This is a genomic window from Trinickia sp. (assembly GCF_051953405.1).
GTDB lineage: Bacteria > Pseudomonadota > Gammaproteobacteria > Burkholderiales > Burkholderiaceae > Trinickia.
Map to the genome: position 1 here is coordinate 28,617 of NZ_JBQCIV010000152.1, position 24,846 is coordinate 53,462.

General features: G+C 61.3%; 16 protein-coding genes. 6 read left to right on the forward strand and 10 right to left on the reverse strand.

The window, feature by feature from the left end:
• Positions 1-27: 27 nt before the first annotated feature.
• The 10 genes from tssA to tssB form a co-directional block, all read right to left on the reverse strand.
• The gene (gene tssA, locus ACTHN9_RS27505) at positions 28-1,614 is read right to left on the reverse strand and encodes a type VI secretion system protein TssA (RefSeq protein ID WP_440539988.1); all 1,587 of its coding nucleotides are present in this window, start codon (positions 1,612-1,614) and stop codon (positions 28-30) included.
• Positions 1,611-5,231, reverse strand: coding sequence for an ImcF-related family protein (locus ACTHN9_RS27510; RefSeq protein ID WP_440539989.1), 3,621 nt, complete (start codon positions 5,229-5,231; stop codon positions 1,611-1,613). The genes tssA and ACTHN9_RS27510 overlap by 4 nt, the downstream gene beginning before the upstream one ends.
• Positions 5,228-6,466, reverse strand: coding sequence for a hypothetical protein (locus ACTHN9_RS27515; RefSeq protein WP_440539990.1), 1,239 nt, complete (start codon positions 6,464-6,466; stop codon positions 5,228-5,230). Before ACTHN9_RS27515 ends, ACTHN9_RS27510 begins: the two co-directional genes overlap by 4 nt.
• A gap of 3 nt (positions 6,467-6,469) precedes the next feature.
• Positions 6,470-6,727, reverse strand: coding sequence for a PAAR domain-containing protein (locus ACTHN9_RS27520; protein ID WP_440539991.1), 258 nt, complete (start codon positions 6,725-6,727; stop codon positions 6,470-6,472).
• 816 nt (positions 6,728-7,543) lie between these two features.
• On the reverse strand, positions 7,544-8,431 hold the full coding sequence (locus tag ACTHN9_RS27525) for a tetratricopeptide repeat protein (protein ID WP_440539992.1): 888 nt from the start codon (positions 8,429-8,431) through the stop codon (positions 7,544-7,546).
• Positions 8,432-8,450: 19 nt separating this feature from the next.
• The gene (locus ACTHN9_RS27530; RefSeq protein ID WP_440539993.1) at positions 8,451-9,257 is read right to left on the reverse strand and encodes a hypothetical protein; all 807 of its coding nucleotides are present in this window, start codon (positions 9,255-9,257) and stop codon (positions 8,451-8,453) included.
• Complete coding sequence (locus ACTHN9_RS27535; RefSeq protein ID WP_440539994.1) at positions 9,250-11,919, reverse strand: glycoside hydrolase family 19 protein; 2,670 nt, start codon at positions 11,917-11,919, stop codon at positions 9,250-9,252. Before ACTHN9_RS27535 ends, ACTHN9_RS27530 begins: the two co-directional genes overlap by 8 nt.
• Before the next feature lie 8 nt (positions 11,920-11,927).
• Positions 11,928-14,267: a type VI secretion system Vgr family protein gene (locus ACTHN9_RS27540; RefSeq protein WP_440539995.1), complete on the reverse strand. Its 2,340-nt coding sequence runs from the start codon at positions 14,265-14,267 to the stop codon at positions 11,928-11,930.
• An 87-nt stretch (positions 14,268-14,354) separates the two neighbouring features.
• Positions 14,355-15,887: a type VI secretion system contractile sheath large subunit gene (gene tssC / locus ACTHN9_RS27545; protein ID WP_440539996.1), complete on the reverse strand. Its 1,533-nt coding sequence runs from the start codon at positions 15,885-15,887 to the stop codon at positions 14,355-14,357.
• 73 nt (positions 15,888-15,960) lie between these two features.
• Positions 15,961-16,473, reverse strand: coding sequence for a type VI secretion system contractile sheath small subunit (tssB, locus tag ACTHN9_RS27550; RefSeq protein ID WP_440539997.1), 513 nt, complete (start codon positions 16,471-16,473; stop codon positions 15,961-15,963).
• Between the two features lie 600 nt (positions 16,474-17,073).
• Here tssB and tssK point away from each other — a divergent pair.
• The 6 genes from tssK (at position 17,074) to tssE (ending at position 24,839) form a co-directional block, all read left to right on the forward strand.
• Positions 17,074-18,426: a type VI secretion system baseplate subunit TssK gene (gene tssK / locus ACTHN9_RS27555; protein WP_440539998.1), complete on the forward strand. Its 1,353-nt coding sequence runs from the start codon at positions 17,074-17,076 to the stop codon at positions 18,424-18,426.
• On the forward strand, positions 18,423-19,154 hold the full coding sequence (locus ACTHN9_RS27560; RefSeq protein ID WP_440539999.1) for a DotU family type IV/VI secretion system protein: 732 nt from the start codon (positions 18,423-18,425) through the stop codon (positions 19,152-19,154). Before tssK ends, ACTHN9_RS27560 begins: the two co-directional genes overlap by 4 nt.
• Entirely contained in the window at positions 19,151-20,971 is a 1,821-nt protein-coding gene (locus ACTHN9_RS27565) for an OmpA family protein (protein WP_440540000.1), read from the forward strand. Before ACTHN9_RS27560 ends, ACTHN9_RS27565 begins: the two co-directional genes overlap by 4 nt.
• A gap of 95 nt (positions 20,972-21,066) precedes the next feature.
• Positions 21,067-21,552 carry an Hcp family type VI secretion system effector gene (locus ACTHN9_RS27570; RefSeq protein WP_440540001.1) on the forward strand — a complete coding sequence of 162 codons (486 nt, stop codon included), beginning with the start codon at positions 21,067-21,069 and terminating at the stop codon, positions 21,550-21,552.
• Positions 21,553-21,689: 137 nt separating this feature from the next.
• Positions 21,690-24,392: a type VI secretion system ATPase TssH gene (gene tssH, locus ACTHN9_RS27575; protein WP_440540002.1), complete on the forward strand. Its 2,703-nt coding sequence runs from the start codon at positions 21,690-21,692 to the stop codon at positions 24,390-24,392.
• A gap of 12 nt (positions 24,393-24,404) precedes the next feature.
• On the forward strand, positions 24,405-24,839 hold the full coding sequence (gene tssE / locus ACTHN9_RS27580; RefSeq protein WP_440540003.1) for a type VI secretion system baseplate subunit TssE: 435 nt from the start codon (positions 24,405-24,407) through the stop codon (positions 24,837-24,839).
• Positions 24,840-24,846: the final 7 nt, after the last annotated feature.

The window sequence follows — 24,846 nt, forward strand, 5'->3', positions numbered from 1 at the left end:
TGGCGTTTCGATTTTTCGAATTTCGATTTATGAAAGAGCGAGTGCACGCGCCGGGTCGAGTACGGTCAACTCGGCCTGCAGCTCGCCGATGCGGCGCGCGAGCGCCGGCTTGTCGGCGTCCTTACGGTTGCTCATGGCCTTCAGTGCTCGGACCAGTTGCTGCTTCACCTCGAAAACAAGCGCCGGCTCCCAACGCATGAGCGGCAACGAATGCGCGCTCGTATCGAGTTCGGCGAGCAGCGCCAGCGCCGCATCCGCACGCCCCGCGTGAGCGGCCAAGCGCGCCATGACCAGGCGTTGCAGATAACGATGGCGGTCGGTCCGCAAGCCCGGCAACGCTTCGAGCCAGCCGAAAGCGGCCTCGACGCCTTCGCGCCCGGCCAGCTCCCGCGCCTGCGCCTCGATTTCGGGCCAATCGCCTGCCGCCCCGTCGTCGCCGCCGGCCGACACTGCCAGCGGCGCCATGCCCTCTCCCGCTTCCAGATTGCGCACTACCGCGTGGCGCGCGATCCATTCGAGCGTTGTATCGTCGGCAAACGGCGTGCCGTCATCGAAGGCCAACCGCTCGATGCCCGGGAGACGTTCGAGGAATAGCGCGAAGTCGGCGCGCAACAGCTCGCGCCATGCGTTGTACGGTGCGCCCACATGATCGAGCGCCACGTGCTGGAAATACTGCAGGTCGAACCACAAGTGATTGACGCCCTCCATGAACGCACGTTCTATCCGTTCCAGCAGCTCGTGCCATTGCTTTTGCAGCACAAGCCGCTTCATCTGTTGCCGCAGTTCGCCGCGCGGCGGAGCCAAACGCGTGCGGCCAGTCGCGTCGGCCGGCGACACGTCGTGCAGCGTGTCCCAGCGCACGCTGCGCACGAGCCGCACCGAGGGCAGATAGCCGTTCTCTTGATCGCGCAACCACAACGCCATCGCGCGCGTCTGTTCGAGCAACGTCAGCGCCGATCCGATCGGACCGGACGCCTTGGCCGGCCAAGACGGCAGCGAAGGCACAACGGCGTCCTGCTCCACGCCGCGTACGGGTTCGTCTTTCCGTTCGAAACGCGAAACGAGCGGCTGCAGGTTCGGACGCGCGGCTTCGCCCCACTTGCCCGTGCGTTCGATCAGCACATCGAGTGCGGCCAGCGCACGTTCGAGATCGCCGGGCCCGAACGCGGCGCGCGCTTCCAGCAACTCGATCATGCGGGCGGTAGCCAGCATTTCGAGTGCGCCCTTCCTCGCTTCCGCGCGCCCGGGCAAGACGGCTTCACCGAATCGGTCGACGAGTGCGGCCGCCAACTCCAGGCCATCGGCGAAACCCGCGGGACCGTCCTGCCGCAGCCGCGCGAACGCGTAGTAGCCGGCCACGCGCAGGTCCTTTCCGGTTTCCTTCAGCAACTGCTCGCAGGAACGGACGATCAGCGTGTCGTCGATGTCGGAGAGCTTTTGGGTTTCTTCCCGCACTTCGAAAAACGTGTCCTCATAGCCGGGATCGCGGCCGACACCGGCATCGCCGGGCAGCGGCTGAAGCCAGTCGTTCCATGCATCGAGCCGCGAACGCGCGAGTTGCTCGGCGTCGTCGCGCGCCGGGAAAAGGCTCTTGAACAATCCGCCCAGCATCATTCGACCTCCGGTAAAACACGCTCCTCCAAGAAGCCTTGCTTCGTGGCGGGCGGCAGCGGGACGGCGGCATGTCTGGCCGCCTCGATCGCGGAAAGCGGCAGCGGCGGAGGACCGATAGCCGAGTTCGTCGGCCCTGCCTCTACGCTCCCCGTGACAAAGACGCGCGTCGGCAGCGAGAAGTGGCGCAGTGGCAGAACGTCGAGCGGACCGGCCCCTGCCTCGCTGCGAAGTTGCACCCTGAGTTCGGTGCCCAGGCTCGTGTCGGGCGTCCATGCCAGCAGATAGCGCGCGCTGTCCTGCTGCGACACCTTCGCGCGCTCGAGCAACCGGATGAGGCCAAACCGGCCCTGCGCATCGAGCGCCGTACGCAGGCCGCCCTGCTCCGTCTGCCATTCGATGTGCGACAGATTCTCCAGCGACTGGCCGGGCCACTCGAATGGCATCCATTCTTGCTTCTGGTTGAAGTAGTGCAATTCGCGTCCAGCGAGGATGAATTTCATATCGGTGACGCCAGGGGTCAGCACGGCTTGCAGGTCGTACCGCACGTGTGCATCGCCGGAAGGGAACAGCACGGTCGAGATGCGCGTGAGCTTGTTCAAGCTCGCGAGGAACGCGGGATCGATCGTCAACGCGCCATGGTCGGCGCCCTGCGCGGCGACCCACCGATCGCCCTGCCGTTCGACCACGCCCGCGAGCTGCGTCGACGCGAATTGCGCGATCACGCCGTTGTCCGGACGCATGAAGTGCGCCATTTCAGGCAACGACGCATCGTTCTCGGAATCGGCGAACGGGTATCGACCGCCGAAGGCCCTATTCCAATCCGCCACGATGGCCGTACGCCAGATCTCGTTCAGGCTCGACGCGGCCGGCTGCACAATCACTTGCCAAGCCTGATCGAACGGCGCCCGGAACAGCTCGCCGAAACCCGACCACTGCTCGCCCAAGCTCGCGGCCAGACGGCTCGCATAGTCACGGCTATCGGCGATGTCGGACGATTTGCCTTGCAGGACAGCCTGCGCGGCCAGGCGCGCCATGGCGTCCGGGTCCGCGCCGGAGACGATCTGCGACGCTTTTAGACGCATGGCCGTGACCCGCTCGAGATAGCGCGCGAGACTCAAGTCCCCTGTCGCCGCGAGTAGCGCGGAGGCCTTGTCGTGCCCTGGCGCACCGGAAAGCAAGTCGCTGCTTGTCAGACGCAGAATCGGGCCGAATGCAGGAGCCAGTGGTGCAATCTGCGGTTGGGCCTGCTTCGACGGGTCTGTTTCACGGGTGCCGACGATCCGTTGCGCCTTGCTGATTAGCGCGTCGGACAGCGACTGCATGTTCGCACCCGCGCTTGCCTGATAGACGATCGCGTTCATGAGGGCGACGAGCGGCGAGCGCTGCGGATCGCCCAGCAACGTCAGTTGATCGGCTGTCGCGGATAACGTCGACGCGCGCTGCCAACGCAGGCTATTGAGGAACAGCGCCCACGCGCGTGCGTAATCGTCGAAGTAGCGCTGGCGGAGTTGGTCCTTCAGCGTCGACGGTGCCGCCTTGGTCGCCTTCGCGCCGGAATCCTTAGGGGGATTTTCGTCGGGGCGCAGCACCCAGTCTGCCGCCATGTTGCGTTGTTCGCCTGCGTCGTCGATCGCCTTCGAGATGCGCTCGTCCCATGCCGCGCGGGTGAAGACGCCCGGTACGGTCGCCGCCGTGTTGAATAGGCCCCGGCCGGTCGTATCTCCCAGAAGCGTTGTGAGCGACACCGGCGGATACTTGGCTTTGGCTTCATCGAGCATCTGCTCGTAGAGCGCATCGGTCGAATTCTGAATGCCACGCACACCGATGACCGTCTGGCGTGCCGACGCAACTAGGCCGAGATCCGGCGACACGACGGGTACGCGGCCACGACCTAGATGATCCGCAAAGAATGCGATCGTGTGCTGCCGTAGGTCTTCCCAGGTGCCGGGCGGCAAGCGAGCGTTCGCGGGACGGTCGGGCGCGGCAGTCGCGAGCAGTTGCGGTGTCAGGAAGGCGGCGACGGCGCGTTCGGGCATCGAGAGCATCAAATAGGTCTTCAGTGTGTCGTAGGCGGCCTGCACTTGCGCCTCGCCGCCGCTGGCGATTTCGGCATCCGAGAGGGAGGCGAGCCGGCGCAGACGTTCTTCGAGCTTCTGGCGAATCGGGGCGACGAGGATGCGGCCCGCCACGTTCGCGTAGCTCGGCCACAGCGCCGTCAGCAACGCGTCGTCTCGGTTCAGGCCGAAGCGCGTCAGCCAGGGTGCGCCGTCGCGCTGGTGCGCTTCGAGCGTGTCGATCTGCCGGTCTAGATCGTCGAGCGCCTGCAGAGCGTCGCTGCGGTTCTGCGCGGCATTCAAGGTTGCGATCGTGCTTGTCGCGCTTCGGAGAGTGGCGCGGTTGACGAATCCGGAGATCACGGTGCCGGCGATCCAGCAAACGATCAGGCCCGTTGTGACCCACGCAGCGGAGGTCGACCATGAGAAGCCGACACGTCGGCCGTGGATCTTGCGGCTGTGGCCGGCGACGGTCTGCCAGATCGCGAGAGGCGATGGGGTTACGGCGGGGTCGTTATCGTCGGCGTGGGCGTTGTCGTTGGTGTTGGCCGCGCCATCGGCCGGCGGCGTTGGCGTCCGCTCGCTCGCCAGCGGTGCGAACAAGAGCCCGTGGACCGCATGCCGCCAGATGCGGGACCGGGTGGTTTGCAAAACCAAGCCCGCCAGCGCGCGATGTAGATTCGAAATGTGCTGCGACAGCTCGGCGGGATAGCGGTCTTTCACGTCCTTCGTCAGCCGCACGACGCCGGCATCCGCTAGGTTGTAGGCGAGGTCTTGCAGCGAAGCGTCGAGTTCGGCTGCGGTCACGCGCGAGTTGGCCCATGTGAAACCGATCGCTTCGTCGGGGCTCGACGTTTCGCTGTCGAAATCGGTGACGTTGAGGAGATAGGCGGGGGCGGCCCAGTGCAAGGCACGGGCGTGGCGCGCGAGCTGCCGGCCGAGGGCGTCGGTGTCGAATGGCGTCGTGGCCGAGGGGCGGTGATGGGCAACCGCGACAATCGCGTCGATCGGCCGGCGGCGGCGAAGACGGCGGATATGGGTGAGCCATTCGGTGTCTAGCGTGTCGCGAGCTTGCCGCGCATACAGCAAGATCATGTCGCTCGCGATCAGATACCCAGCATCCACAAGTCCCGGCGCTAGGCGGTCGATCAACGAAACGTCGCCCGCGACCATCACCCAGCGTTCGCGGTAGCGCCAGCGCCAACCGTGGCGGTCGCGCAGTCCATTGCGAAGCGCTGCAGCCCTATCGGCTGGACCTGGTGGTTGCGCCTGATCCTCGACGGACACGGACTGTTTGCCCGTATCGTATTGAGAAAACCAGCGAGAAGCTCTCAGCGACGCGATTCCGAGCAGGACCCATTCGAAATGCTTGACCAACAGGATCACCACCAACCAGGCCGCAAAGAGGCAAACCTCGATGAGGATCCGATGATCGCGGGACCACCCGTAACTAGGCCCCATCGCCCATAAAGCGATACCGAGGGCGAGGAAGACGATGCCCGCCGCGATCCCAATGAACAGGCCAGCGGGTCGAGTCTTGTGTTCGTGCTTGTTGTCGTTCATGTCTGCTTTCTGCATACGAGGGCGATCAGGTCGTCCCCTTCGCCACTCAGCACCATTTGCGGGTCGCCAGTCGTGCGGGCGCTTTCTGCGGCGAAGGCGGCAGCCAACCACGGCCCGGCTCCCGAACAATCACCCACTGACGCCTCGAGCACATTCCACTGCGCCTCTTGCGCAAGCGAGGCGGGTTGCCGAAGCGCGCTCAAGCTGTCACCGGTCAGCCCATGCGTCCACACCGTGGGCATACGATCGCGCGAAGCGTGCCCCCAACGCGCCGCCAACCCGAGCGTTCGGGCGGCATCATCGAGTCTCGCATTCGCAGGACGATGCACCAGGACCCGGGTGGAATCGCCTGGCAATGCGGAACGCGGGCGGGCGACGAGCAGGGCAACGCCCGCCTCCGAAACGCCATCAGAGAGGACCGCGCTGATTGCATTGCGAAGCTCTATAGCGACCAGCAGGTGCGCGATGTTCGCGTCGCGATCGTCGAGCCAAGCGTCTATGCGCAACAGAGAGTGCGGATGCTCGGCCGACGCCGTGCGCAGCTTCAAGGCGGGGACTCGTTCAGCAATCAGGTCCCGTATGCGGGTTTCGAATGCATCGGATTGCAGCTTGGACTGCTGATAGAGTTCCAGTTGCAGGGTCGTTTGCGGCGGAAGCGCCTTGAGCGGCGGCACGAGCCGGTCGATCAATCGTCCGAGCAGCCATTTACACAATTCGCGATGGCGAAAGGTTTCGGAAAGCCCATTACCGGGATAAAAGGGCATATCGGGGATGTTGAGCCATCGTGCATTGACATCCTTATCCGGCCACGCGGCACTCGGCCGAAGTTTCGGGGAATCGACGCTCCTCAGTACACCTTCAAGTGAGTTTTCCGACTCGTCCGCCGCGACACACCAAGCATGACCGAGTATCGCCAGCGGTCGGCTGGCTGCCGTGTGACACGCCTGCTCCGCGCCATCGCCGACGCGGTTCGTCGCAATCGCCTCGTTGCGACGGATGTACCCGAACCCGAGCCAGGCGGACAGCAAAAAGCCCCAGGCCAGCACCGGATAACCAGCGACACAGAACCAGAACCACAGGGTGTTGGTAGAACTGCCCGCCGGCCAAAGGACGGTGGTCAGTCCCACACCGGCTGCGGTCATGAGCGCAAGTACGATTGTCCAGACGAACCATGAGACCTGGGGAGGAGGCGGCACCTCCGCACGCGGCGGCACGCGATCGAAATCGATGGGCATTGCTCAGCGAACCTGTGCTTCGCCGGAAGACGCAATGAGTACGGCGCCACACTGCGTGTGATCGCCACCGCGCGATAGCGCTCTTGCGCCATCCATCATCCTGTCGCTTCCTTCGACGATCTCGTTATCGCCGTGGATTGGGCACGACACTCTGTCGCCTATGCGGGCGGCACGGCGGCCCTTCACCTTGACGCGGTCCGAGCCAGTCAGAATCGTGCCGCCGTGGCTCGTTGCGTCACCTTCGTAGACGAGATTTTTCATTGGTTGTTCATGCTAAAGCGGTTGTTGCAGCAAGTCTCGCCGAAATATCTTCAATTGGGTTTCGTAGCCCGTCGAACTAGGACCAAGTTACGCATACTTGAGGATCGGCGTTATTTCAAAATTGCGTCTGAAGACGCCTCTTTGCGCATCTCGATATGCAGAGGACTGTAGTAATCTCCACCCTCGGGACGTTTTATGACATCCCATATAAATCACTTATCGTCAACAGTAATTTTCGTCACTCCACCAGTGGCACCAAAGAACGAGTAGAAGTTAACGATAGCAATGCCTTTACCACGTTCAGGCTCGGCCACTTACATTCAACTCTTGATCCGAGCCGCAATCAATCCTATTTCCGTAATGCGTGATGAAACAGTACGCACCATGCACATTACCCATTTCGTCCTCATTAAGAAAAATCAAGAACGTGGAATGCGGCCTCCCCCGGTCATCATCACGCCCCATCGAATCCCATTTACCAGCGAATGGAAAATCTTTCGCGAAAGCAGAGACCGAGGCCATCAATGAGAACATACCGATTACGCACCAACAATTTCATAACCGCACCAACCCCGATCCCGAACCGATACCTATCCATCATTTTGATCAAGCCCATCAACCGAATCTTCCGCCAAATGCTCTATTCCGTGTCGCATGGCGTCATCAGATGGGTACATATGCACCACCTTTCCAAATCCCATAAAAAACAATCCTTCCGCCCTCTGCCGCGTAGACTTCGCCGGGCACGAGCGCATTTGAAACCACGTGCACATATCGTCCGGGCGTAAATTTCAATCAAAAAACAGCTTCCTCAACTTATTTCATGCGAACAAACGCTCTGTCTGGAATCTTTTGCTTGAGATTGATGGCCGACATTTCTCGATAATATTCCCCATAAAGCGTCGCCGCCTCCTTCTCGAAGCTGCTGTCCCAGTAGGCATCTGCCAAATTAAGCTTTGCAACCACTCTCCCAGGAAACATCTCGACGATCTTTTCGAGCAACGGAATGGCGTCCAATGATCTTCCATCTTCTGAAAGATAGAATGCAAGATCGTTGATATCCTCGACATTACTAGGATTGATGTACCCCACCAACTCCGCGGCATCATACGATCTAATTGAATTCAAATATTGACTCAATATTTTCCGCTCACCTGAAGAATTTCTAAATTTCTTCAATTCAACGGCGATACTCTTAGTCGTCTCGACAAGCGATTCGTAGGAATATGGTCCTACCACACCCAGGACAGGACAGTCCTTCACGCGAGAAACGCGCTCAGACGGCGCAATTCGCCCCAACGCAGGGTCAGGTCTCTCGCCAGTTATCTCTCTAATAAGGCACCAATCCCCCATTCCGGGATTCCACTCATAGACGTATTCATATATTTGACCACCTCGACTAGAGCAGTTCCCATCAACAACAATCTTATTGTTGTAGGGCATTCCATACATTGTCATAGTGCTGCACTCATCGAATTTGTCAACACTATAAGTCAACGTTTTATTTAATGAAGGCGAGTAATAGTTGATCACAAGCCGCGCCCCATCCTCGCTATTCCGATACTGGAATTTCCCTGGAATTGCACCGTCTTCAAAATATCCTGCGACGACAGAATCGTCTCCGATCATCGCAGCATAAGCAAACCCGACAAACGCAGCGACAGTGCCGATCACCAAACTTGATATGAAATGCAAAATTTTCAATCTTTACCTTCGATACAACCTATCTCACGTTGGCGTTCGTTTTCCGTGCCCGCTCATCGACATAAAGCGCGTCGCACGTCAACCACATATGCACCGGCTTTGCGCGCCCGGAATAACCGACCTTACACCACCCAGCCGTCATCCTTTCGAGCATCGCACGGTCGCCTGCGATCAGGTATTTTCTGGTTTTACCCGTAATGTCTGGCTCGTCAAAGAGATGGGTTTTAGATTTTAATCGGACCGGAATGCTAGCCTCATCAAACATCAACGATGCAAAAGGGGAATCCACTGCTCGTCGAACGTCCTTTTTGGATTGATAAGGAAATTTGTAAACCACCTTCTTCCCGTCGGATAGCCAACTGTAGCCAACACCAAACCAATCGGAGGAACGTTCGTCCTGATACAGAGCGCCGTTATAAGAATAAAAAACGGAAACAGAATAAAATTTTCCGGACGAATTCTTTTCAACCAATGAATTTCTCACTTCGAAGGAATGGATCACAAAGATTTTTTCTTTACGATCACAACCAACATTCATGGAAAAAGCATCGATAATTTCTCCTGGCGTCTCATCGTACAGCAGCCCTCTGCCTTTCGCCCGTACCGGCAGACTTCCATTATCGATATAGTACAATGAGATCCCACTGAGACGAGTGGGTACATTGGTCTCATCGTCCAATATTTCCTCCTGAACAAAACAAATCGATCCACCTTTGACGCTCAATGGCGGATGATTTTGTTCACCTGGAACCTCAGCACACGTAGTCTTCGCACACACCGGACCACATAGATAAGCAAGCAGTAGAAAGCCAAAAATCTTAATCATCGGAGCATCCGGACGAATAACATTGATCGAACACAATTGATATTTCCCGTTTAAACTGCTGCCGCTCCGAGAGACCCATATATCCAGCATTTATCGGACGAGTGACTTTCTTTACACCTTCATCCCCGAGTGCCGCGGGGTTGTCAGCAATCAGACCAATTTTCCTATCGCTCCAGAACCACAAGGCTGTTTCTACGATTATAAAAGGATCGCTTTCAACCAACTCTGGCTGACTATCAATCGGGCAGTCAATCGCATGCGCGCAGCGTTTGTAGGTCTCGTAATGGGTCAAATGAAGCATGCCGCGTCCACGGAAGTCTTTTCCGGGTTGTTCATTTGCACCAAAACAGTGCTCGCCGTACGCGGCGTCATTCGCAATCAGATGCTTTTGGATCCATGCATACTTTTCCGCTTTTGTTTGAAATTTCATCCCCTTGCGAGCAAACCCTTCATTAATTGCCGTGGGCGCCATCCGATACAAACTTTCCCCGGTATACCTTTTATAATAGAGCGACTCTCTAAACTCTGAAAAACGCTGGGTTTCGTGCTTAGCTTGGGCCAAAAAATGTTTAATTTGACGGCAAGTGCTAACACCATATTTCGGAAAAATAACAACAGATGCGCGGATCAGTGCATGAACAATGTCCTCGCCAGCGTTTGGGGCGATTTTTTTCAAGAAATCCTTGGTCAGGGTGATTATTGAGCCGCAATGCATGCAGACGAGTTTTTCGCTGGCGAAGTTTTCTACTAGGGCGAGGGGGTTTAGATGATGCACACCAGGAAGGGGGAAGCTCGGTATTCCCGCCTTCACCTCCTCCCACCACGCCAGCTTCTCAATCCGCTTCCGCTCTTCCTCATGCTGCGGCTTAGCCCCCGTCTGCTTCTCCAACTCAGCGATCAGCTGCGTCCACTTTGAAGGATTCGCCCACTCGCTTTCATGCTTGACGATCAGCCGGGACGCTGCCTGCATCAACCACGGGTACCCGTCACGTTCAGTGTGCGTAAGCGTGCACAATTCGTCAGCCGCTTGCTTGCCATCGCCTTTCTCGAACAATGCGTCGTACACGCCGAGCATCAACGGACTGAGATTCGTTCGCGCAGCAACGTCCGCCACGTTCGCGCCAGTCACGTAGTCCAACCACTTATCAGTGGTCGCAAAGATCGTATGCGCAGGATCATGGGCGCCGGACACGCACTCGAAGTCCACCCAGTTCTGCGCGAACTCTCGCGTCACCCGCCCGCCAGCGAAGTTGGCGTCACGCACCCAGCCATCGATCGGTTGACCCAATGCATTCACGGCGTCAACGTGCCACCAACTCACCGGGTGCCCCGGATCCGGATTCGGTTTCGGCTCGGAGACTCGTCGTTTCGGGTCGCGCGCCAGTTCGGCGAGCGAGTACACCTGAACCCTGTCTACCTTTCTCGATTGCGGCTCGGCACCCGGGACAAACTTCTTATCCTGTTGTTGATACAACACCGTGCCAGGCTCGATTCGGAGAATCGTCGGTTCGGACGGCAAGCCGAGCCCCGCCCATGCCTCCTTCTGCTGACCGTTCCGCTCGATCCATGTACGCCCCTGTTCGAGGAACGACTCGATGCCGTCGTCGCAGAAAACTTCGATGTGCGCCATTCGCGTTCCAGACGTGCATTGGCTCACCGGGTCGTAGCGACCAAGGTGGCCGATCAGATCCCCTGCCTTGATCGGAATGCCACCGCCACCGCCACCGCCACCGCCACCGCCACCGCCACCGCCACCGCCACCGCCACCGCCTTGAGCATCGTCCTCCGAGCCCATCTGATCCGTCGTCACGATCACCCGGTCGAACATCGAGTCCAAGATGACCTCCTCGACGACCGGGCCACCGTTTTCCTGGCCCACGTACACCCAACAGCCAATGGCAAGGGCCGGCTCGACGTAGCCACCCGCATTGGGGGGATACAGCGACGCCCCATGCAGGTCCGTCACTTGGCCCCAGTCACCTTCCTTCTTGCCGATGGTGACGCTCGCTCCTTGCGGCACAATGCCAACGATGTCTCCGTGCTTCGGCCGTTTGCGAACGCGCAGCCCCTGCTGGCCGTCCGCCATTTGCCCGGTTCGACTCGGCCCGGGCTTGTCCCGCGCGTACTGAGTGACCGTCCATTGCCGTGTCCAGTACGACGGCTTGTCGCGCTTCGGGAAATTCGCGTAGTCGTCGCACGACATGAGGTGCATATACAGGCTGTAGAACGTCAGCTTCGTGCCTGGCGGAAACTCCATCGTATGGCGCACCAGCGCGAAAGCCGTGCTATACAGCGCCTCGAACGGTGCTCCGGTAGGCATCGAGCTGTCGCTAATCAGGTAGCGCTTGTTTGCGCGAAACGCAATCAGCACGCCATCGGCGATGCAACGCAGCCCTGCGTCGAGATCCAACGATTGACCGGCACCCGCCTCCGTGACGTGAATGCCGCCGTGCCACATCCCCTTGCGGCTCACGAGATATGCGCCCGATGGCTCGCGTTGGGCCAGCAGGCGGTAGAGTTCGCGCTCGTCGGCGAATTGCGCGGAAGCATCGGACTTGCCCCGTCCCTTTCGCAGAAACGGAAACGCGAACGGCAGCGGTTTCAACTTGGCGGGGGCAGGCGTAGGCGCTTGCGGCTTCTTCGGTGGGGTTCGAGTTGTCATGGCTGTGCTTACTCCGAAAATCCGAAGGTCGTTGCTTCCTTTAGGTCGTTCAGTGGCGCCTTGGCGAACGTGGGGAAACTGAAACTGCCGCCCTCCGCGTCGTCCACTTTCACGTTCCCCTTGAGTTCGATTTCGCCGGCCGGACTACCGAGGACGATCTTGCCGCCCGAGAGCTTGATGTAGGCACCGGCCCCATCGCCGATCGTGACGCCCTTACGGCCCGTGACGATGACTTCGCCATCCGATGAACTGGCTGTCATGTCTTGCGCCGAAAGCAGTTCCATCGCGCCGGATTGCGCCTGAATCTGGACTTTGCCGTTCGCGGCGAAGATTCGGATGCCAAGCCGCGCCGCAAAAAATGAAATCGCGTCGCCCGCGGCGATGGCTATGCGCTTCATGACGCCGATGTCCATTCCGTCGCCTGCCGTAATGAACATTTGCTTTCTGGACGCCAGTTGCATCTGGCCGCCGGTCGCGAGGCCAACGCCGTCGGGAGCGGTAGCCACAATGACCGGTTTCTGCAGTCCCTTCAGCTTTTGCCGAATCAGCACGCGTTGTTGGTCGATGTCGGCCAGCAGCGCTTTCGCGGCGCTCGCCGAGTCGTTCAGCGCAAGCAGAATCTGTTCGGCGTGCTCGAGCGTCACGTCAGCATCTTGCATGGCGCGTTGCTCGCCCGCCGCGCTCGGCTGTTCTTCCGCGGTAACGAGCACGCCCCTCCCACCCCGCACCGCGACATGCCCATCCGTCCGAAGCTCCGCCCCCCTACCTCGCTCCTTCCGGCTCCCATCGACCATATGCCCGAGATTCAGCTCGCTCGCCTGGAACGGCGTGGTCAAATGAACGTGCTCGACGCCTTCCTTATCCTCCATCCGCAGTTCGTTCTGCGCCGCCGTGCGAACGATGTTGCGCGTGTGATTGAGGTTGTTGACGAGGTCGGCATGCAAACTGTCGTGCATCGCGCCGATAATCACGGGCCGATCGGGATGACCATCCGTAAAGACGATCGCCACCTCCGCCCCGTCGATCAGCGGGAAGTGGTGCCCATAGTTACGGCCGCTGTATGGCTTCGCAAACCGCACCGGCCGGCTCGTGCCGCCCGGGCTCCATTCGTCGAGATCGAACGGGAGCTTGATCACGTAGCAGCCCTGCTCGGTCAGGTACGCGTACTTGTAGCTACCCGGCGACGTAATGCGAGCAGGCAGGATGCCGTCGATCGACGGCCGCTCGATCGAACTTATCGGCGTACGCCAAACCCGGTCCGACGGAATGCCCTCGAAGCTCACCCAGTACGACTCGCGTCGGCCGCCACTCGATTCCACCGACGTGACGAAAATGCCGTGCTTGGCGTCGGCCGGATTCGGCTCCACGCGCATCACTTCGCCCGCTTCGAGCCAGAACGGATTGCCCGTCCCCTTAAACGTGATCCGCTTCGCCAGATATTCCGCGTGACGCAGGCTCGCCACGCGCTTGCCCTCTTCCGGCGTCTCGTAGTGCTCGCCCCAGCGATAATCGATTCCGCTCGTCGTCTTGTCGTCACGCGCGGCGTTTTCCTCGACAAGCAGCGACACGTCGGCCGCCCGGTGGTTGTAGTCGTGCAACCGCACCGCCTCGGGCACGCGTCGAGTCCTCTTTTCCAGCGTCTTGATGGCATCCTTGCCCGCACTCTCGAGCCCCGAGTCGCGCCGATACGGCACCGTCCGCTGCTTGCGCGCGTAGGCGTCGAGATCGTCGCCGAACACGATCGCAGCGTGGTGCTTTTTCTGCTCCCAGCGGAACCAGATTCCTTCCTGCGCGCAAATGCGCTGGATGAAGGCAAACGTTGTCTCGCGGTATTGCGTGACATACTCGTGCCGCTTGTACGCGTGGCGCAATTGAAATTGGAAGTCGACGCCCGCGCGGTAGCCGTAATGGCGCAGCGTGCCCGTAATGATTTCCTCGACCGACTGCATCTGAAACAAGCGGCTCGTCACGCCCCGATTCAGATCGGCAAGCGCAGGTTCGAGCCGCACCCGATAGTGCGTCTCGTCGGCAGACGTCGCGTACTCATCGAACTCGGTGATCACGCCATGGATCGTGTAGGCGGGCGGCATCTCGCTGAACTGTTCGGCGTTCTCGCCGAACATCTTGCGCAGATAGCCCATGTTCGGATCGACGGGAGCGACGATGAACCTCGCCGGGCGCCCAATCACCGCATCCATCGGGATGCCGGAAACAGTGCTCGTCAATTCGATGTCGTACCGGTACAGCTCGCTCACGGCATCCCGGCCGCTGAATTTGAGCACCGAGATCGGCGCCGGATGCGGTGCCAGCTTCAACTCGTACGCCTGGGTAGGCAGGATCGACGACATGCGAAAACTCCGTAGCGCGAGCGCGAGAGTGGGGCGACACCGCCACAGCCACGACGGCTGCGGCAGTCGACGCGAGGAAATAACCGATTAGCTCTTCGCCTTCGGCATCTGCGACACGAGCGACAGCCCGATGTCCATCCCTTCGACCTGGAAGTGCGGGATGATGAAGAGCTTGATGCGGAAGAAGCCCGGGTTATCCTCGATGTCTTCCACCGTGACCTTCGCATCGCGCAATGGGTGCGACGCCTGCAGTTCGTCGCCCGGGTCCTTCATTTCGGTGACGAGGCCCTTGATCCAGTTGTTTAGCTCGAGTTCCAACAAACGCCGGTCCTTCGTGGTGCCGATGTTCTCGCGCTGGATCAGCTTGAGGTAATGCGCGATACGCGAGAGGAGGAAGATGTAGGGAAGGCGCGCATTGATGCGGCTGTTGGCCGTCGCCTCCTTCGTCTCGTACAGGGCGGGCTTTTGCGTCGAATTGGCCGAGAAGAAGCACGCGAAGTCGTGGTTCTTGTAGAACGACAACGGAATGAACCCGAGATTCGCGAAGTCGAATTCGCGCGTCTCCGGAATCAGCACTTCGGTCGGAATCTTCGGTTGCACGCCGGTGCCGAGGTCGTACAAGTGCACCGGTAGGTCATCCACCTTGCCGCCGGCCTGCGGCCCGCGGATCTGCACGCACCAGCCGTTGTTCACGAAGCTGCGCGTCATGTTGGCCGCAAACGCGAACGATGCATTCATCCACAGATACTTGTCGTGGTCCGGGCCCTTCACCGCTTCCTCGTAGTTGAACGTGCGCACCGGCACGGTGTCCTTGCCGTAGGGCAAGCGGCCGAGCACGCGCGGCATCGTCAGCCCGACGTAGCGTGCATCGTCCGTGTCGCGGAAGCTCTTCCACTTGATGTACTCGGCGCGGTCGAAGTAGTTGCCGATGTCCTGAATAGCGGCTACTTCTTCCATCGATTGCTTGCCGAAGAACGCTGCACCCACCGAGCCGATGAACGGCATGTGCGCGGCTGCCGCCACCTTCGAGATGTTGCGCAGCAGAGCGATGTCGATCGGCGAGTTCGCGAACTCGAAGTCGCTGATCATCGCGCTGATCGGTTGGCCGCCCGGCGTGTCGTATTCCTCGATGTACGTGAGGCGGTACAGGCCGCTCTGAATCAGCTCCGGCGTGTCTTCGAAATCGCGCTGCAGCGCATCCTTCGATACGTCGAGCACTTCGATCCTCGCGTTTCGGCGGAAATCCGTGCGCGACACGAGCATCTTCAAACCGCGCCAACGGCCTTCGAGCGCTTGGAATTCGGCCGTGTGCATGACGGCGTCGAGCTGACGGCCGATCTGCCGGTCGAGCTGGCCGATGTAGAAATCGAGCAGCGATTTGTCGAGCCGGTCGACGGGCTTGCTTCCCTTCGCGATCAGGTTGAGCAGCGCGTCCATGCCGCGCGCGACACGCTCGTCGGCCGATGCCTCCGACAATGTGTCGTTGTCGCGGAACGCTTCTAACGGACGCGCCTCGGCGACGGCTTTCAGGTTCAGTTTGTTGCACAGCAAAGCGTAAACGCTGTCGTTCTCGAGCACGACCGTTTCTGTTGCGCTCTTGCGGGATTCGTTCTGTTTCATGGTTCTCTCAGTGTCGATTCGTCCGGCGACGTCTTGGCGGGAGGTGGCCATCGCCGCGTTCGGCCACCCGCGCTCAGGCGTGGCCTTCGGGCTGGGTCGCCGCCGTTGCGATCTGCGCCAATTCGCCGCGCAGCTTGTCGGATAGACCCTTGTCCTTCAAAACCTTCTCGAATTCGCGGCGGAACGTCACGTTGTCGAGCAAGTTGCTTTTGAGATCGCGCAGCAGATTGCGCATCGCCAGCATGGCCTGCATCTCGGGAATCTGGCGCGCGACCTGCTCGGGCTCGAAGTCCTTCATCGATCGGAACGAGAGGTTGACCGCCAGATCCGAACCATCGCCGGCCAAGGTGTTCTCCGCCGCGATCTTCAAATCCGGCGCGTAATCGGCCAGCACGGCATCGAAGTTGTTCTTGTCGATATTGACCTTCTTGCGCTCGGCGAGCGGCGCCTGTTCGCGGCCCGCGCTGAAGTCGCCCGCGACGAGCAGCTTCAGCGGCAGCTCGACTTTCTTCTGGGCGCCGCCCGTATGCAGATCCAACGTAATGGAGACGCGACTTTTTGGAATTTCGCGCTGGAAGCTGTCCATAGGTTTCCTCATCTATTCCAGGTTCAAAACATCCGCAGAACTTGCCAGGTGCAATGCGGTGACACCCTTGGCGCACATTGCGCACACGCGCTTGCACGACACTCAAAGGAATACGGCCAGCACCTCATTGCGCGGCTTTCATTCGTGCGACTTTAATGCCGAGCCGTATTAGACAGGTTTACATGGAGAGCGTCAAAATCCATTCGATATCGGACGATTTCCGAGAAACACAAAATTATTTTGAGATGAAATATCTCAAAAACATAAAAGCCATCTTTCGCCATGTATGACGGGCCCGTTGAGCACGCGTATGCACTTTCACAGCGCCGTCAACCACACCCATTTCGCATCAAATCATGATGTTTTTACGGCATCACGAAGTCGATCTCATTTATTGAGATACCACTATTTCTGAGATAAATCGCCTCAGGAATCGAAAACTTCGATACGCGACGCGCCCCCACTCAAACGCAACTCATTGATTACCAACAATTCACAAACAAATTCCATCGAACGAACAAAGAATTTGTATACGACGGGCAAACGCGTTCATAGAATCGCCAATCCGAATCAATCAACCGGCAGCCGTACATCACACTTATGCGGATCGACAAACCGCTTTGGCATGAGGGCTTGATCCTCACGCAGCAGCACTTCCAGCAACAGGACCGCTGGGCCGGCTTCGCGATGCAGCAGTTCGCCACCGCCGCGCTCGCCGAACCTTGGGGCGCCGTTAGCGTTGAGCTCGACAATGAGGCCCTGGCCTCGGGGCGCCTGAAGCTCACGCGACTAAGGCTTCGCTTTCCGGACGGCACACCGGTGGATACGACGCTGTCCGATGCCATTCCACCGGCTCGCGATCTGACGCAAGGCGTGCCTGCCGATCGTCAAACCGTCGTAGTGCTCGCGGCCCTCGCGTTACCCGATGCAAACGGCGAAAACTGCCGCTTCGACGAAGCCTCGCTCGCCCGCCCGCGTCGTGCGTTCCGGGAGTTCGTCAAGGTAACGGACCTCTACGGCACCGGCGAATCGGAGATCGCCGCCGAACGTCATGCGGTGCGGTTGCTGTTCGATTTCGAATCGCATGACGACGATACGGTCTGCATCGTCGCCCGGCTCACCCGTGCGACAAGCGGCCAATTCGAGGTCGATCCCCGATTCGTGCCGCCCTGTCTGACGCTTGCTGGCCATCCGCTGCATCTCGAACGCATCCATCGCGTTGCCGAGATCCTGCAGGCCAAAAGCCTAGCGCTCGGCGCACGCCGCAGCGAACGTATCGAGCAGGTTGCCGAATACGGCGTGGCCGATGTCCAGCTGTTTTGGCTTCTGCACTGTATTCACGCGGCTTGGCCGCAACTTCGGCTGTATGCAACGCACCCGAATCGATCGCCCGAGCAGTTGTACGTGACGCTGGCCCAGCTTGCGAGCGCGCTCATGACGTTTTCGACCGAGGCGCAACTCACCGAGCTGCCGGCGTACGACCATGTCCGTGCCGACGAAGTGTTCGCGACGCTCGAATCGATGATCCTGGATCGGCTCAATGCCATCATTCCGTCGCGCGTCGTGTCGATCGGTCTGACGCGCAAGAGCCCGACCATGTGGACCGGGCACTTCCTCGACGAGCGCATCGCCGGCGATGCGGCCGACTGGTATCTATCGATCAACGCACCGATGCCGGCATTCGAACTCGTCGAACAGTTCCCGCGCCTGTGCAAGATCGGCGCCCCCGACGACGTCGAGCACATCGTCAATTCCGCATTGCTGGGTATCCCGCTCAAGGCGGTGCAGCGTGTGCCGGCCGCGATCCCCGTGCGCCTCGACAATCAATACTTCGCGCTCGATTCGTCCAGCGACGCGCACGCAAAAATGCTCGCCGCGCACGCCTGCCAGATCTATCTGCCCGCGTCGGTGCCCGATGCCTCGCTCGAACTCTATGCGGTGCTGCGCTCATGAAAGCCCTAACTCCACGCCCCCAAGAACTCGCCCTGCTCGACAACGTTCCCGGCGTCGGCGGTGCGCCGCGCGACGGTATGCGCGATCTGCTCAGAGATACGGCGGCGCTGGTCACGTCGCTCGGCGCCGGTGGCGCGGTAAAGGATGCGAACGGATTGCGCAACCGATGCCGCCAACTGATCGAGCACTTCTCGGAAGCTTTGGAACGTCGCGGCTTTCCTGACGACGTGCGCCGAGAAGCGCTGATCGCCCAATGCGGGTTGTTGGACGAATCCGCGTTGCGCTCGCTACCGCCTCGAATGCGCGCCGGCTGGGAACTGAAGCCGTTACAGATCGAGCAGTTCAATGTGCACGACGCGGGCGAGACCGTGTTCGACCGGCTCGAAGCGCGCATGCGCGAGCCATCGCCGCGTGTCGACCTGCTCGAGTGCTATTCGGCGATACTCGGCATGGGGCTTATCGGTCGTTATGCGCGCGAGGGCGAGACGAAACGCACGGCGCTGATCGATGCGCTGAATGCGCAATTGGAGAAACTTCGTCCGTCGTCGGCGCGCCCGTTTGTCGCAGACCGTCCCGGACGGCGCCTGTTTGACTGGTTTCACCGGCACTCTCCCTGGGCCATCGCGGGCCTCGCGTGCGTAGGCGCGGCGATCGTCTGGGCAATAGGGGCGACGGCGCTCGATATGCAACTCGCGCACTTGGCGGCTGCGAAAGGCGTCCGCCCGTGAAATCCGCGCCGCCTATCCCGTCCGCCGCGTCGGCGCACGGGCCCGATCTTGGTCACGAGGGGCTCGGCTATCCGCTTCGCGCGATACTGCTCCTCGCGACCGCTCTAACGCTTGCAACGATCTGGCTCGTCTTGCCCATCGGGCGCGGCATGATCTGGACGTTCACGACGGTGGTCGGGGCAGTCGCGTTCGCATTGGTAGCGTGGCGTACCCGCGTGCTGGCACGCGCTCGCCAACAGAGCATGCATGTGCTGGCCGCACTAGGCGCGGCGACGGCGGACATTCCCGTGAAGCTGCGCACGCGCATGCCCCTCGTGCTCGTGATCGGCGACGGGCTGCCCGCATTGTTCGACCGGGCGGGCGAAGCGAGTTATGCCTACGTAGGCGACGGGGGCATCTGGCTGCGCGTCGATCGCGCGCAAGACCTGCCGCGGCTCGCCGTTGCAGTCAGGCAATGGCGCGACGGGCGAGCGCCCGACGGCGTGGTGCTATCGGTTGTACCCGCTGAGCACGCCGGGGAGGATGCCCTCACGCAGCACCTGCGTGTGGTGCGGCAAGCCGCGGCGGATGCGTCCCGCATGCTCAGTAGACGATTGCCCGGGTACGTCGCGGTGTATCAGCGGCTCACGACCGGCTCGTCGGATACCGCCAGGCCGCAGTGGTACGGTGTCTCGTCCAGTTCGCGTCTATTGGATGCCGGCCGCTTCGAATCGGCGATCCAAGCGGCTGAAAGCGAGGTGCGGCGCGCGGGCGGCGATGCTAACGCCGCATTGCGCGCCGCCTCCCTGGCATCGATCGTCGGATGGACCCAGCGGGTCGTCATCGGCACGCTATCCGACCGGCAGCAACCGGCTACGCCGTGGGCGCTGTTCGGTGCCGGCTGGATCGATTGCGGTCCCGCGAGCGCACCGGATAACCCGTGGGCACGCGACATGGAGATGCACACCCACGTGACGCGCCCAGAGGTCGCGGCCTCCGCACTGCCGTGGCCGTTGCCGCAGCCGCTGATCGAAGCGATGCCCCGGCGATACTGGATATCGCCGCGCATGACGGCCTTCGCCCATGCGCTCGCGCTCGTCGCGTGTGCAGCCGCCGTGGCGTTCTGCGCGTCGGCAAAGAACAACGCGGCGCTGCTCACCCGCATCGGCTCGGACCTCAGCCGCTATTCGGCCATTCCCGCCTCGCAAGACGCCGCGAGACGCGACGCGTTGCAGGCGCTCGTGGCCGATCGCGATGAGCTTGACCGATATGCGCGCAGAGGCCTGCCGCTTCGCCTGTCGTTCGGCATGTACCGGGGGGCGCAGCTCATACCCGCATTGAACGACGCCATCGCCTCGTATGCACCGCCGCCCCCGCCGCCGTCCGTGGTGACGCTCGACAGCATGTCGCTGTTCGACAGCGGCCGCGCACAACTGAAGCCGGGCTCCACGCGCGCGATGGTCGGTGCGCTCGAGATGATCAAAGCCCATTTTGCCAAGGGGCCCGCTTCGGGCGCGCCGGGCATACGGATTCTCGTGGCCGGCTACACCGATAACGTGGGCAATGCCCAACGAAACTTGGCGCTATCGATCGCGCGCGCGCAGGCCGTGCGCGATTGGCTGATCGAGGTGTCGGCCATCCCGGCCACACAGTTTGCCATCCAGGGCTACGGCGATACGCGGCCGATTGCGACCAACGACACGCCGGCCGGACGCGCCAGAAACCGTCGCGTGGAAATTACGCTGGTACCGGACGCGCCGAAACGCACCTCGCGCGCCGGGCAACCTCTCCCCGATCGATCGAATGCCGTGGGCACGCGACGCACGGCAAGCGAATGAACAATGGTTTGCCCCCGAAGCAATTCGCATCGGGTTTCTGAGGCCCGGCGCCAGATGCCGGGCGGTTGTTGCAGTACATAAAAAGGAGTGAAGCAATGGCGATTCCGGCTTATATGTGGCTCAAGGACGATGGCGGTGCCGACATCAAGGGGTCGGTGACGGTTCAGGAACGCGAAGGCAGCGTCGAACTCGTCGCATTCGATCACGGCGTACATATCCCCACGGACGGCAACACGGGCAAGCTCACCGGCACGCGCGTGCACAAGCCGATCAAGCTGACGAAGGAAACCGACGCGTCGACGCCTTACCTGTACAAGGCGGTGACCAGCGGCCAGACGCTGAAGTCGGTCGAGATCAAGTGGTACAAGATCGACGACGCGGGCAAGGAGAAGGAGTACTTCAACACGAAGCTCGATAACGTCAAGGTCGTGGCGGTGAACCCGGTGATGTACGACATCAAGAACCCGGACTACGAGAAGCACAACCATCTCGAGAACATCGAACTGCGCTACGAGACGATCACCTGGTCGTACAAGGACGGCAACATCATCCACAAGGACACGTGGAACGAGCGTTCCTGATCGCCGCGCTGCTTAGGTGAAACCGGCGCGCTCCTGCTGCCGGTTCTGTGGCCAGTCCGAGTTCGGGCTGGTCTCTCGCTACCCGGGAGCCGGCGCGACCGATCGCGTCCTCCCGCTTCCTTCTCGACTGCTCTGTCATGACCTTGCGCGATACCACCCACCTGCTCCGCCGGCTCAACCCGCACTGCGCGAAAGCGCTCGAGGCGGCCGCAAGTCTTTGCCAGGGACGGCTGACAGACGAAATTACCGTCGAGCACTGGCTGCTCAAGCTGATCGAAGCCGGCGACGGCGACATTCCCGCGATCGTGAGGCACTACGGGATCGACGTCGATGCACTCTGGGATACGCTGCTCGCTGCGATCGAGCACTTGCCCCGCAACCTGCGCGGCAAGCCGACCCTGTCCGTGCAAGCGGCGACGGTATTGCAAGAGGCCTGGCTTCGCGCTGCGTCCGACGGCGAAGATGTTTCGATTCGATCGGGCCACCTGCTGCAAGCCATTGTGGGTGCGCCCCACGTGCTGCGTGCGCAGAACGCGTGGCCGCTATTGTCGATCCGTAGCGCGCAGATCGAAAGAATGCTTCCGCGCCTCGCTCATCGTTCTTGCGAAAGCGACCGCGAGGAACCCGAGGCGCAAGCAAGCGAACCCGCCGCCAACGCGCCAGGCGATGAAAGATCGGACAGCGCGCCGGCATCCGTACCGGCGTTACCGCAGGCGCGTGCTGGCTCGCACAAGACGGAGGGCGAAGCGCTCGCCCGCTTTGCGATCGATCTGACCGACAAGGCCCGCAACGGCCATATCGATCCGGTATTCGGCCGCGACCGCGAAATCCAGCAAATGGTGGATGTGCTCGCGCGCCGGCGCAAGAACAACCCGATTCTAGTGGGTGAACCCGGCGTCGGTAAAACGGCGCTCGTCGAAGGTCTCGCACTGCGGGTGGTCGAGGCAAGTGTGCCGAACGCGATCCGTGACGTTCGCATTCTGACACTCGATCTGGGCCTGCTGCAGGCCGGCGCGGGCGTGAAAGGAGAGTTCGAACAACGGCTGAAGCAGGTGATCGACGAGGTACAGGCGTCGCCCACGCCGATCCTGCTTTTTATCGACGAAGCGCATACGCTGATCGGTGCAGGCAACGCAGCCGGCGGTGCCGACGCCGCGAACCTGCTCAAACCCGCGCTCGCGCGCGGCGAATTGCGCACGATCGCGGCCACCACCTGGTCGGAATACAAGGAATTCTTCGAGCGAGACGCCGCGCTCGAACGGCGTTTTCAGCTCATCAAGGTCGACGAACCCGACGACGAGGCTGCGTGCCTCATGCTACGGGGTCTAAAGAGCCGCTACGCGGCGTATCACCAGGTCCACATCCGCGACGAGGCGCTGATCGCCGCGGTGAGACTCTCGCGTCGGTACATTCCCGCGCGCCATCTGCCCGACAAGGCGGTCGACCTGATCGATACCGCAGCGGCACGGGTACGGATGGGCCGCGAATCGCCGCCGGCGGAACTGCAACGCGCGCAGGCCGCCGTGGCGGCGCTCGCGCTCGAGTATGCGACGCTGGAAGACGATGCGCGCGTGGGCATCACGGACACGCAGGCGCGCCGCACCGCGCTCGAAACCGCACGCGTGCATGCGCAATCGGAGCTGGCGGCGCTGCAGGCGCGCTACGAACACGAACGCGCGCTCGTTCAAGCGCTGCACGAACGGCGACAGCTCGAGCCGTGCGGACGCGATGGCGCCGCATTGGCTCAGGCGCAGCAAGCGCTGGCTGGCGCACAAGGCAAAGCCCCGCTGATTTTTGCCGACGTCGACGCGCAAGCCGTCGCACGCGTTGTCGCCGAATGGACCGGCGTGCCCGTCGGCAATCTGCTCGAGGACGAGTTGCTGGGCCTGCTTACGCTCGAGGCGCAGCTAGCGACGCGCGTGGTCGCTCAAGATGACGCGCTCACCGCGCTTGCCGAAAGTCTTCGCACCGCGAAGGCGGGGCTCAAGCGCGAGCATGCGCCGCTCGGGGTGTTCCTGCTGACCGGGCCGTCGGGCGTAGGCAAGACAGAAACTGCTCTGGCGCTCGCCGACCTGCTGTTCGGCGGCGAAGCGGCGCTCACCACGATCAATATGTCGGAATACCAGGAATCCCACACAGTATCGCAGCTGAAGGGCTCGCCGCCCGGCTATGTCGGGTATGGCAGGGGCGGCATCTTGACCGAGGCGGTGCGCCAGCGTCCCTATAGCGTCGTGCTGCTCGACGAAATCGAAAAAGCCCATCGCGACGTGCTGGACATCTTCTATCAGGTCTTCGATCGCGGCACGATGCGCGATGGCGAAGGACGCGAGATCGACTTCCGCAACTGCGTGATCGTCATGACGTCCAACCTCGGCAGCGCAACGATCGACGAAGCCACCGCGGACAACCCCGCCATTGCGCAGCCGGCGCTGCTCGAGGCCATCCAACCGGAACTCCTCGCGCACTTCCAGCCAGCGCTGCTCGCTCGCTTCCAAACCCTCGCCTATCGTCCGCTCGATGCAACCGCACTAGCTTCCATCGTCCGCCAGAAACTCGCGAAGGTCGCCGACCGCCTGCTGCGTCAGCACGGCGTCGAACTGAGCTGCGACGATTCGCTGATCGGTACGATGGCCGAGCTGTGCCTCGCGCGCGCATCCGGCGCGCGTAACGTCGATGCGTTCCTCAATCAGCGCATTCTGCCGACGCTGTCGCGAGAGCTGTTGGCGCGCATGGCAAACGGGGCCGCGCCCGCTAGGATTGCCGTCTCGCGTTCGGAAGCAGGCAACGTAACGATCGACTTCATCGAGCGCGACGAGGCGCCGGTGCCCGCCGACGCGTAACAGGAGCCCCCGATGCCGGCCGGCCCTTCCCTCTATGACATGCTGCTCGGCCAGATTGGCGGCGAGCCGCTCAACGCGCACGAGGACCGGACGCTCGAATGTCTGAGTGTGCAGCAGAACGTGCGGCGCATCCTCAACGCGCGCGCGGGAGCGCTGAAACATCTGCCCGACTACGGCCTGCCGGATCTGACCCACATCTACAAGGCATTGCCGGCGTCTGCGCATCTGCTCAAGCAGCAAATGGAGACGACATTGCTCAAGTACGAGCCGCGGATTCGGTCGATCGACGTCGCGATCATCGAGAATGACGACCCCGGCGTGCTCGTGAGCTTCGAGATGACGTGCCATTTGAAGAAGGCGGGGCTGGTGCGGTTTTGTACGTACTTCGAGCCACCCGGGCGCATGCGCTTGCGACGCATGCAGCCGTCCACATCGACCGGTCGATAGGCGGCAA